Source organism: Paenibacillus sp. EB106-04-04-XG159 (assembly GCF_058791835.1).
Genome location: NZ_JBYTDY010000020.1, coordinates 22,918 through 32,530 on the forward strand (window position 1 = coordinate 22,918; position 9,613 = coordinate 32,530).

Sequence of the window (9,613 nt, forward strand, 5' to 3'; positions counted from 1 at the left end):
GGTGCCGACCATCTCTATATGCATAGAAAGCAAAAAGCCTGAGGAAAAGGAGATCCCTCCTTATCCTCAGGCTTCATTCAATTCACTAGCTTGCTTCCTCTTCTCCTTCGGAGAACTGACTGTTGTACAGGCTCTCGTAGAAGCCGCCCTGTTCTAACAGTTCATCATGCGTACCTTGCTCGATAATATCGCCATCCTTCATCACGAAGATGAGATCGGCATCGCGAATCGTGGACAGACGGTGAGCAATGACGAAGCTCGTGCGTCCCTTCATCAGATTCGTCATCGCTTTCTGAATCAGAATCTCGGTACGCGTATCAACCGAGCTGGTCGCTTCATCCAAGATCAGAATCCGCGGATCGGACAAGATCGCACGTGCGATCGTAAGCAGCTGCTTCTGGCCTTGTGACACGTTGCTTGCTTCTTCGTTAAGCACCATGTCATAGCCGTCAGGCAGGGTGCGAATGAAGTGATCGACTTGAGCAGCCTTAGCCGCTGCGTAGAGTTCTTCATCGGTCGCATCGAGCTTGCCGTATCGAATATTTTCTTTAATAGTGTTATTGTACAACCAAGTATCCTGCAGCACCATACCGAACAACGAGCGCAAGTCGTTTCGAGTGAAGTCGCGAATGTCGGTACCATCGATCAGAATTGCACCTTCTTGAATATCGTAGAAGCGCATTAACAGCTTGATGATCGTTGTCTTACCGGCACCTGTAGGTCCTACGATAGCGACCTTCTGGCCAGGCTTCACGTTAGCAGTGAAGTTGTTGATAACCGTCTTCTCCGGATTGTATCCGAAGTGAACATTTTCAAAGCGTACGGAACCTTCCACACGAGAAGGATCTGCTGGTGTTGTTGTATCCGCAGGCTCTTCCTCTTCATCAAGGAATTCAAATATACGTTCAGCAGCCGCCATCGTTTGTTGCAGGACGTTCGAGATATTTGCAACCTGCGCAATTGGCTGTGTAAATTGACGCATGTATTGGATGAAGGCTTGGATATCACCGACCGAGATTCGGCCGTTAGCAGCCAAGTATCCTCCAAGTATACAGATAGCGACGTAGCCGAGATTACCGATAAACAACATGATCGGCATCATCATCCCGGATAAGAACTGGGATTTCCATGCGGAGTTGTACAGCTTATCGTTATGCTCATCAAACTTCTTGATGGACTCTTCTTCACCGTTAAATGCCTTCATCACGGTGTGGCTGCCGTACATCTCTTCAATGTGGCCATTGACATGTCCAAGAGACTCCTGCTGCGCAGAGAAGTGCTTCTGCGACTTCTTCACGACCATCATAATGAAGATAAAGGATATCGGCAGTACGATGAGCGCGACTAACGTCATCTCCCAGCTGATCGTGAACATCATGATCATGATTCCGATGATGCTCGTTACTGAGGTGATGATCTGGGTCAAGCTTTGGTTCAAGGTCTGGCTGATCGCATCAACGTCATTCGTAATATGAGACAGCACTTCGCCATAATTTTTCTTGTCAAAATATTTCAATGGCAGCTTATGAATCTTCTCCGAGATATCGCGTCTTAGGTTATAAGTCACCTTCATCGAAACATGAGACATGATATATCCTTGAATATAAGCAAACAGTGCACTTATGACATAGAGAGCGACTAGGATCAGCATAATCTGGCTTATATAACCAAAGTCAATGCCGTTCCCTGTGCCCGAAATCATATCCATGACACCTTCGAATAATTTGGTTGTTGCTTTACCGAGAATCTTAGGACCAACAATATTGAATATCGTAGATCCGATGGCAAAGAGGATGACGAAGAATACGGCAATCTTATATTGACCCAAGTAAGCAATCAACTTCTTAAAGGTGCCTTTAAAGTCCTTCGCTTTCTCTCCAGGCATCATCATTCCCGGTCCGCCAGGCCCGCCGCCCATCGGCCCTTTGTTCTTCGGTTTACCGAATTTGGAGGCTTTCTCACTCATTGCAATTCCTCCTTCGAAAGCTGGGATGACGCAATCTCCAGGTATGTCGGGCAGTTCTGAAGCAGGTCTTCATGCGTACCGATACCGACGATCTTACCTTCATCCAATACAATAATCTGTTCTGCATTGCGAATCGTACTAACACGTTGTGCAACGATAATAACGGTGCTATGACCCGTGTATTTCTTCAAGGCTTGACGAAGAGACGTATCCGTCTTGTAGTCAAGCGCGGAGAAGCTGTCATCGAATATATAGATAGGTGAATTCTTCACAAGTGCGCGTGCAATCGATAGACGCTGCTTCTGACCGCCCGACACGTTGGATCCGCCTTCTGATATTTTCTTCTCGAAGCCATCCTCATCCTTGAGAATAAAGTCTGTTGCTTGCGCGATCTCGGCTGCCAGATGCACTTCCTCATCGGAGGCTTCTTTCTTCCCATAACGCAAGTTGCTGGCAATTGAGCCGGACATCAGCACACCTTTCTGCGGCACAAAACCAATCAGCTCATGAAGGTCATGCTGGTTTACATCTTTAACATTAATCCCGTTTACCAGAATCTCACCGGACGTGACATCATAGAAGCGAGGTATCAAGTTAATTAGCGTTGATTTACCTGAACCCGTAGATCCAATGATGGCTGTCGTTTCACCAGGCTTAGCCGTGAATGTAAGATTAGTCAGCACGTCTTCCGGCGCATCTTGATAATGGAAGCTTACATTGCGGAATTCAACCACACCTGTCTTATCCGACTTAAACGACTTGGTTTGATCAGGATCTTGAATCGAAGGCTCCGTTGACAGTACTTCTACGATACGTTGAGCAGAAACGGAAGCGCGCGGTACCATAATGAACATCATCGAGATCATTAAGAAGGACATGATAATTTGCATGCCATATTGCATAACGGCCATCATATCCCCGACTTGCATCGCGGAATCGGCAATTTGATGAGAGCCAACCCATACGATCAGCAGGGTAGTAAGGTTCATAATAAGCATCATGGCAGGCATCATGAATACCATGACTCGGTTTACGAATAAGTTCGTACTCGTCAAATCTTGGTTTGCTTTTTCGAAGCGTTTCTTCTCAAATTGTTGTGTGCTGAATGCGCGCACAACCATCAGACCGCTCAAATTCTCTCTCGATACGAGGTTTAATTTATCAATGAGCTTCTGAATGATTTTGAACTTCGGCATTGCGATAGAGAACACAATCCCAATCAACGCGATCAGCAAGACAACAGCAAGACCGATAATCCAGGTCATGGAGCTATTATCTTTCAACACCATGATCACTCCGCCTATCCCTAGGATAGGAGCGTAGATCATAATGCGAATACCCATAATGATGAGCATCTGAATCTGCGTAATATCGTTCGTCGTACGCGTGATCAGCGACGAAGTAGAGAACTTATCAAATTCATTGTTTGAGAAGCTTTCAACTTTGGCGAACACATCGCGGCGCAGCTTCTTCGCCACCCCAGCAGCGATCTTAGCAGACAGAAAACCAACGCCGATCGTGGCAATGGCTCCGCCTAATGCGATCAACAGCATGATCATACCAGTCTTCAGAATATACATGCTCTGAATCTTAGCTACATTCACACCCAGTTCGTTGTATATTAGTTGAACAAAGGCCGTTCCTGTCTGAATCTGCATCGCAGGATCCATCTTATTCGCAGCGGCGATTGCCTCATCCAGCTTCTCTTCAGGGAGCTGTTGGAGCATTGGTGTCATCGCATAGAGCTCTTTGTAATCAATGTTGGACATATCCATCTCTTTAGCAGGTGCCGCTTGATCACCTTGTGCTGCAGCCATCTGCTTCGTAACTTGAATGAACGTTGAAGCAGCTCTGCCGAAGATCGGATTTAATTCATCAATAGTAGTGCTGTTCTGATCTTGCAAAATGTATACATTTTGACTTTCCAGCAGGGGATACTTGTCGATGTACTCCTGATCTCCTGCGTTGACCAGCTTGTAATGCTGTTCGACTATTGCTTTATCTTGCTCCTTCATTAAGGAGGTCATTAGCGCGAAGCCATCTTCACTGATTGCTTCAGGTACGGCACTCTCGATACCGTTCTGCTGAATGCCCGTGTTGACAATGTCGGACATGTACTTCGGCAGATTTAGATCCGCCATCGCTTGCCCGAACAATAAGGCAACTGCAATAATTAGCATCGCGATAAAGGGCTTTAAATATTTGGCGAGTTTAACCATAACATGTTCCTTTCCTCTCTAATTCTTAAGTAAAGATCGAAATTGATGATCAGATGAGTTCTCTAACAGGTTTGCCGAGACTAGGCTTGACGATTCTTGATGTCGCCAATAATCTCGTAGAGGCGAGTGCAAAGTGTGATAAGCTGCTCTGTTTCCTCATGCCCAAGCCGAGTTACAATCTCATCGGTAAATTGTAAGAAGGCTTTTTTGGCTTTCTTTAATGCGGCCTCTCCTTCAACATCGAGCGTTACATAAACGACTCGTCGGTCATTTTTGGTCGTGACGCGCTTAACATAACCTTTCTCCTCTAAGCCATTGATCATCTGCGACACTGAGGGCATCGTAATGTGCAGGATCTCACTCAATTCAGATACTTTAATACCTGGCGGAGCAAGCTGCCCGTGTTTATCGGGGTTATTGCACTGCATGCGGCTATTGATAAGTTCCAATACGTAAAATTCGCGTTGGGGCACAAGGTCATCCACTTGATGCTTTGACGACACACGTTTTATTTTGGCCATTGCCTCAATCAGTCGTTTACCTTGACTACGCTCCCGTTCCATGATCTCCCTCCATCCAACATTGCTAATCTTTGCTAATTATTAGATAACCTATTAATTAGATTTACTAGTAGTTAGTTTACCTAAACATATTTACGGTGTAAATATGTTTTGTCTTAATTTTGAAAGGTAATTATTTACTGTTGGTTGAGGTCAGAATTTAGTTAAGCACATTACTGTCAAGCCTGCTTTCGATATGGAGCCAGCTTCCTTCCCAATAGAAGGCCAGCCCACACCAAAAAGATCGAAAGAGGAAGCGCAACAACGATGCCTTTCAATATTACAATGGCATCTATCATTCCAGCATCGTTGAAACGGTAGAGGGCATATGCCGCATAAGGGATCTCGACTAATACTGCCGTCATAACGCCTGAAGTATACTTTTTCAGAATGATGGAAAATCCAAGATGCTTCATACCATCGAGTAAGATGACCGCTATGATTCCACTAAATAGAACACTCAGATGACTGCTAGGATCAAATCGTTTTGCCTCGTAATAGGTCATGAGCGATAGAATCGAACCAAGCAGCAGCACGGCAATGGCAAATTGAAAGGTGATGTTCTTATCCAAACTAAGCAGACGATTATGCGACGATAGCTTCGAGTGGTTATGATTATGTCGCACCCAACGCTCCATCGTTACAATCTCTTCTCCGTCATGGATTATAAACGCGATAGGAAGCAGCCATATAAGTGCCTCTAGGCTAATAAGCTCTTGAATATACGAAATCGTGTTAAATCACTCCTTGAATATTTGAGTAAACACTCAATAATTGGGCGTAAAAAAGGACTGTCACAATCGAATCCGTTATGAACGGCTGTGTCCAGTCTTTTGGTGAATCTGCGCATTTAGGGTTGCTTGATTAGTCCATGAAGCAGTAGATGAACGAGTTCCCGAATGTAAGACTCATCATCAAGTATCAATGCGTCGTGTCCGTAGCGGGAATGGATCATGAAATAAACGAGAATAGACGAAGTGATCATCGTCATGGCTGTTTCATAAGTACCTTCGTTACGCTGCACTTCTATCATGCCATGCTTGAGCATAATGCCGCCCGCTGAGCCGATATTTTTGATCAACTTCAACACTTCTTGGGATACCTCTTCATCCTGTATCATCTCAGGGGACCAGATGAGCATAATGTAATCGATATGTTCTTTAAGAAACTGAAGGTACTTCAGCCCGTATTGAACGAGCGCTTCCTCTAGCGGCAGCTGTGACAGATGCTTTTCCTCGTCCTGTATGCGCAATAAGAAGGTGAAATTTCTTACGATTTCGAGCAGCAATTTTCGTTTATCTCCGAAATAGTAGAAGATAAGTCCTTCCGCAACGCCGCACTCATTCGCAATTTCCTTTGTCGTGGTGGCATGAAAGCCTTTAAGTGAAAACAGCTTTAGCGCGCTTTCGAGTATTCGCTCCTTCTTGGAGGGGGTGCTTTCTTTATTAGACAATGTGATCAGCTCTTTCTCTTCTAATGAATAAAATCATTAATTGAGTAGTTACTCAAAACATAATCTTTTTATACATCATTTGTCAATAGCACCTAAGTCCATCTCAAACGAGATATATACGAATTTTAGTAGATAAAGGCTAGAAATCATGTATGTTAGAAGGGATTTCCAATCAAATAGCTTCTGTTGCACTGAATAACTATAATGATATATCGTTGGGTATCTTATAAGTTGAACGTGATCATTTAACATCAAAATTAATTTTTTAAATATGAATATAAATGAAGATTGAACGGTCATGATCATGTTATGTTCTAGTCGGGAGAAGTAGGAAGCGTCGATACCATTATGTATAGGAGGAGTATTCTTTGACTAATGAAATATGGATCAACCTTCCCGTTAAGGATCTTAGTAAGTCTAGGGAGTTCTTTACGAAGCTTGGCTTCAAGTTTCATCCGCGGCATATCGGCAGTGATGAAGCAGCGGGCTTAGTCATCGGAGATAAGCAGGTTATCGTTATGCTGTTTCCAGAGTCTACTTTCAAGCATTTTACCAAACATGAAGTTGTGGATACGAGACAAGCTGCTGAAGTGCTGCTATCTATAGATGCGGAGAGTAGAGAAGAAGTGGATGAAATGGTGAGGCAGGCAGCTGACGCAGGAGGCGCGATCTATAGCGAGCCGTCAGGACAGGGGCCGATGTACGGAGCGGGCTTTACAGATCTGGATGGACATCGCTGGAATGTGCTGTACATGGACATGAGTTCGATGCCTGAGGAGTGAGAAGCGGACATGGGAGCAAGCAAGAAGCCGAAGAAGCAATCCGGTCATGAGCAGGTAGTTGAATATATGAACCAACTCGATCATCCGTTAAAGGCCGCAGTTGAAGAAGCCCGAAACATCATCCTAAGCACGAATGAGCGAATTACTGAGCATATAAAATGGAAAGCCCCAAGCTTCTGTTATAACGGCGAGGATCGGGTGACTGTCAATTTACATAGTAAAGGGGTTCTCACGCTCGTTTTTCATTGCGGCGCCAAGGTCAAAGAGAATGTAGTGGAGGGACACCTATTCGAAGATACAACCGGAATGCTGGAATGGGTAACGGGTGACAGGGCAACTGTGAAATTTACAGATTTAGACGATGTATTAGCTAAGAAAGAGGAGCTTGCCGAGGTAGTCACGAAGTGGCTCGAAGCAACGAGCTCGCAGTGAAGGAGCCTTTATTCGAAGATTCATGCGGTTGTCTCAGAATAACGGTTGACAATGCTTTGCAATGGAAATATAATAATGAAAATATTAACAGCGAAATGTTACGATTAGAAATAGTAGAGGTAAGCAGACCTTGCAGAGAGCCGTTGGTTGGTGCGAAACGGCAGCGTCGATTACTTCGAACTCGTCTATGAACAGCTGCCCGACATGTAGGGTAAGCCGGAATTCCACCGTTACAGGGATAGATGGTGATGGCCATCGAAGGAGCTCATTTCTTCAATGAAATGAATTAGAGTGGTACCGCGGGTTCAACCTCGTCTCTATACGTAGAGACGGGGTTTTTTTGTTGGTTAAATTCCGGGTTTAACCAACACCGCTTCACATATAGTTACTAAGCCAACTTAAGGAGGAAGTGCCGATGACTCGAAATATTATCGTATTGGACACTACGCTGCGTGATGGAGAACAGGTTCCAGGCGCGAAATTGAACGTACAGCAGAAGATTGAATTTGCTCAGCAATTGAAGCGGCTTCAAGTCGATATCATTGAGGCGGGCTTTCCTGCTTCATCGGCGGGAGATTTCCAGGCGGTACAGGAGATAGCAAGAAGCGTAGGGGACTCCGTCTCGATAACTGCGCTTGCCCGTGCCGTAAAGAGTGATATTGACGCGGTATATGAGAGCATCAAGATTGCACAAAATCCGCTTATTCATATCGTGCTGGGAACGTCCAACATTCATGTGGAGAAGAAGTTCAGCCGCTCGAAGGAAGCTGTGATGCAGATGGGTGTGGACGCAGTGAAGTACGCCAAGACATTGCTGCCTTATGTCCAGTATTCAACAGAGGATGCATCGCGGTCGGACTTTGAATATTTGTGGAGTACGATTGAAGCGGTTGTGAAAGCTGGAGCAACGATGATCAATGTGCCGGATACTGTCGGTTATGCGGTTCCTGAGGAATTCGGCGAGTTGATTCGCAAGATCAACGATCGACTGAAGAACTTGAATGATAAGGTCATCTTAAGCGTGCATTGCCATAATGACTTGGGAATGGCGACGGCGAATACATTGAGTGCGGTTAAGAACGGGGCGCAGAAGGTAGAGTGCACGATCAACGGTTTGGGTGAGCGAGCAGGCAACACTTCATTAGAGGAAGTGGTCATGGGGCTTAAGGTAAGGGAGAACTATTATAACTGCAGCACTGGTATCAAGACGCAGGAACTCCTTCGATCTTCTAGATTGCTGACTCATTTGACGGGACTGGATGTGCAGGTGAACAAGGCGATAACAGGGGAAAATGCATTTGCACATTCTTCCGGCATCCATCAAGATGGTCTGCTGAAGGATAAGAACGTCTATGAGATCATGTCGCCGGAAGAAGTGGGTGCGGAGAGCATGGAGCTGATTCTGACCGCGCGTTCGGGCCGCCACGCCTTCAAAAATGCGGTAGAGAAGATGGGCTTCGATACGAGCGATGCGGAGGACTTCGAACAGTTGTTTAGCAAGTTTCTTGTGCTTGCTGATGCGAAGAAGGAAGTCTACGACCATGATGTATTCTACTTGGTAACAAGCCATCGTACTCTGGATGTGAGCGACAGCCATCTGTATGAGCTGGAATCTTTCCAAGTGGTCACAAATGATCTGTACCCTACTGCAACCGTCGAATTGCGCAAGGGCTCTGAGACGTTCAAGGACAGCGCCGTTGGCGACGGTCCAATCGATGCCTTGTACAGCGTAATCAAGTCCTTGGCTGGTATGGATGTGCAGCTAAAGGATTATAAGATAAGCAGCCTTTCTCGCGGGAAAGAAGCGATCGGCCGAGTGAATATTCGCATCGAATATCAAGGAAGGACTTATTCCGGGCGCGCTATGGATACGGATATCATCAAGGCGAGCGCAATGGCCTTCTTGAATGCCATTAATGCAGCGGTATTGGATGCTGCGAATGTGCTGGAAGATTCTTTGGAGGTACAGTAACTTGGCATGAAGGGATCTGCAGAAGATGATGTGCAGCGGGCTGGCATATGTTAAAGCGGCCCGTCCGCGCTCCACGTCAAATTGACCAGTTTGCGGCAAATAAGGTCCCCCGAGTCCGCGAACTAGCTGCAACGATGGTCGCCAACAGGCTGGAGCGAGTAGAAGCGGACCGTACGGCCACTATTTGCGGGAAAATGGGGTCAAACGAGGGCTGAGCGGACCGTAGATC

The 9,613-nt window shown here is 45.7% G+C and carries 8 protein-coding genes and 1 other annotated feature; of the genes, 3 read left to right on the forward strand and 5 right to left on the reverse strand.

Annotation, left to right across the window (positions count from 1 at the left end):
- Positions 1-85: 85 nt before the first annotated feature.
- From AC3WTP_RS19845 to AC3WTP_RS19865, 5 genes are all read right to left on the reverse strand, one after another.
- Positions 86-1,966 (reverse strand): ABC transporter ATP-binding protein, encoded by a 1,881-nt coding sequence (locus tag AC3WTP_RS19845; RefSeq protein WP_492396369.1) that lies wholly within the window; start codon positions 1,964-1,966, stop codon positions 86-88.
- Positions 1,963-4,185: an ABC transporter ATP-binding protein gene (locus tag AC3WTP_RS19850; protein WP_492396370.1), complete on the reverse strand. Its 2,223-nt coding sequence runs from the start codon at positions 4,183-4,185 to the stop codon at positions 1,963-1,965. The genes AC3WTP_RS19845 and AC3WTP_RS19850 overlap by 4 nt, the downstream gene beginning before the upstream one ends.
- Positions 4,186-4,265: 80 nt before the next feature.
- Complete coding sequence (locus AC3WTP_RS19855) at positions 4,266-4,748, reverse strand: MarR family winged helix-turn-helix transcriptional regulator (RefSeq protein ID WP_492396371.1); 483 nt, start codon at positions 4,746-4,748, stop codon at positions 4,266-4,268.
- Between the two features lie 176 nt (positions 4,749-4,924).
- The gene (locus AC3WTP_RS19860; RefSeq protein ID WP_492396424.1) at positions 4,925-5,476 is read right to left on the reverse strand and encodes an HXXEE domain-containing protein; all 552 of its coding nucleotides are present in this window, start codon (positions 5,474-5,476) and stop codon (positions 4,925-4,927) included.
- Between the two features lie 119 nt (positions 5,477-5,595).
- Positions 5,596-6,198 (reverse strand): TetR/AcrR family transcriptional regulator, encoded by a 603-nt coding sequence (locus tag AC3WTP_RS19865; protein ID WP_492396372.1) that lies wholly within the window; start codon positions 6,196-6,198, stop codon positions 5,596-5,598.
- 368 nt (positions 6,199-6,566) lie between these two features.
- Here AC3WTP_RS19865 and AC3WTP_RS19870 point away from each other — a divergent pair, with 368 nt between their 5' ends.
- The 3 genes from AC3WTP_RS19870 (at position 6,567) to AC3WTP_RS19880 (ending at position 9,384) form a co-directional block, all read left to right on the forward strand.
- Positions 6,567-6,980 carry a VOC family protein gene (locus AC3WTP_RS19870; protein ID WP_492396373.1) on the forward strand — a complete coding sequence of 138 codons (414 nt, stop codon included), beginning with the start codon at positions 6,567-6,569 and terminating at the stop codon, positions 6,978-6,980.
- Positions 6,981-6,989: 9 nt separating this feature from the next.
- Positions 6,990-7,412: a DUF1801 domain-containing protein gene (locus AC3WTP_RS19875; RefSeq protein ID WP_492396374.1), complete on the forward strand. Its 423-nt coding sequence runs from the start codon at positions 6,990-6,992 to the stop codon at positions 7,410-7,412.
- Positions 7,413-7,503: 91 nt separating this feature from the next.
- Positions 7,504-7,734, forward strand: a binding site (T-box leader).
- 93 nt (positions 7,735-7,827) lie between these two features.
- A complete protein-coding gene (locus AC3WTP_RS19880; RefSeq protein WP_492396375.1) occupies positions 7,828-9,384 on the forward strand; it encodes a 2-isopropylmalate synthase in 1,557 nt (518 codons plus the stop codon).
- Positions 9,385-9,613: the final 229 nt, after the last annotated feature.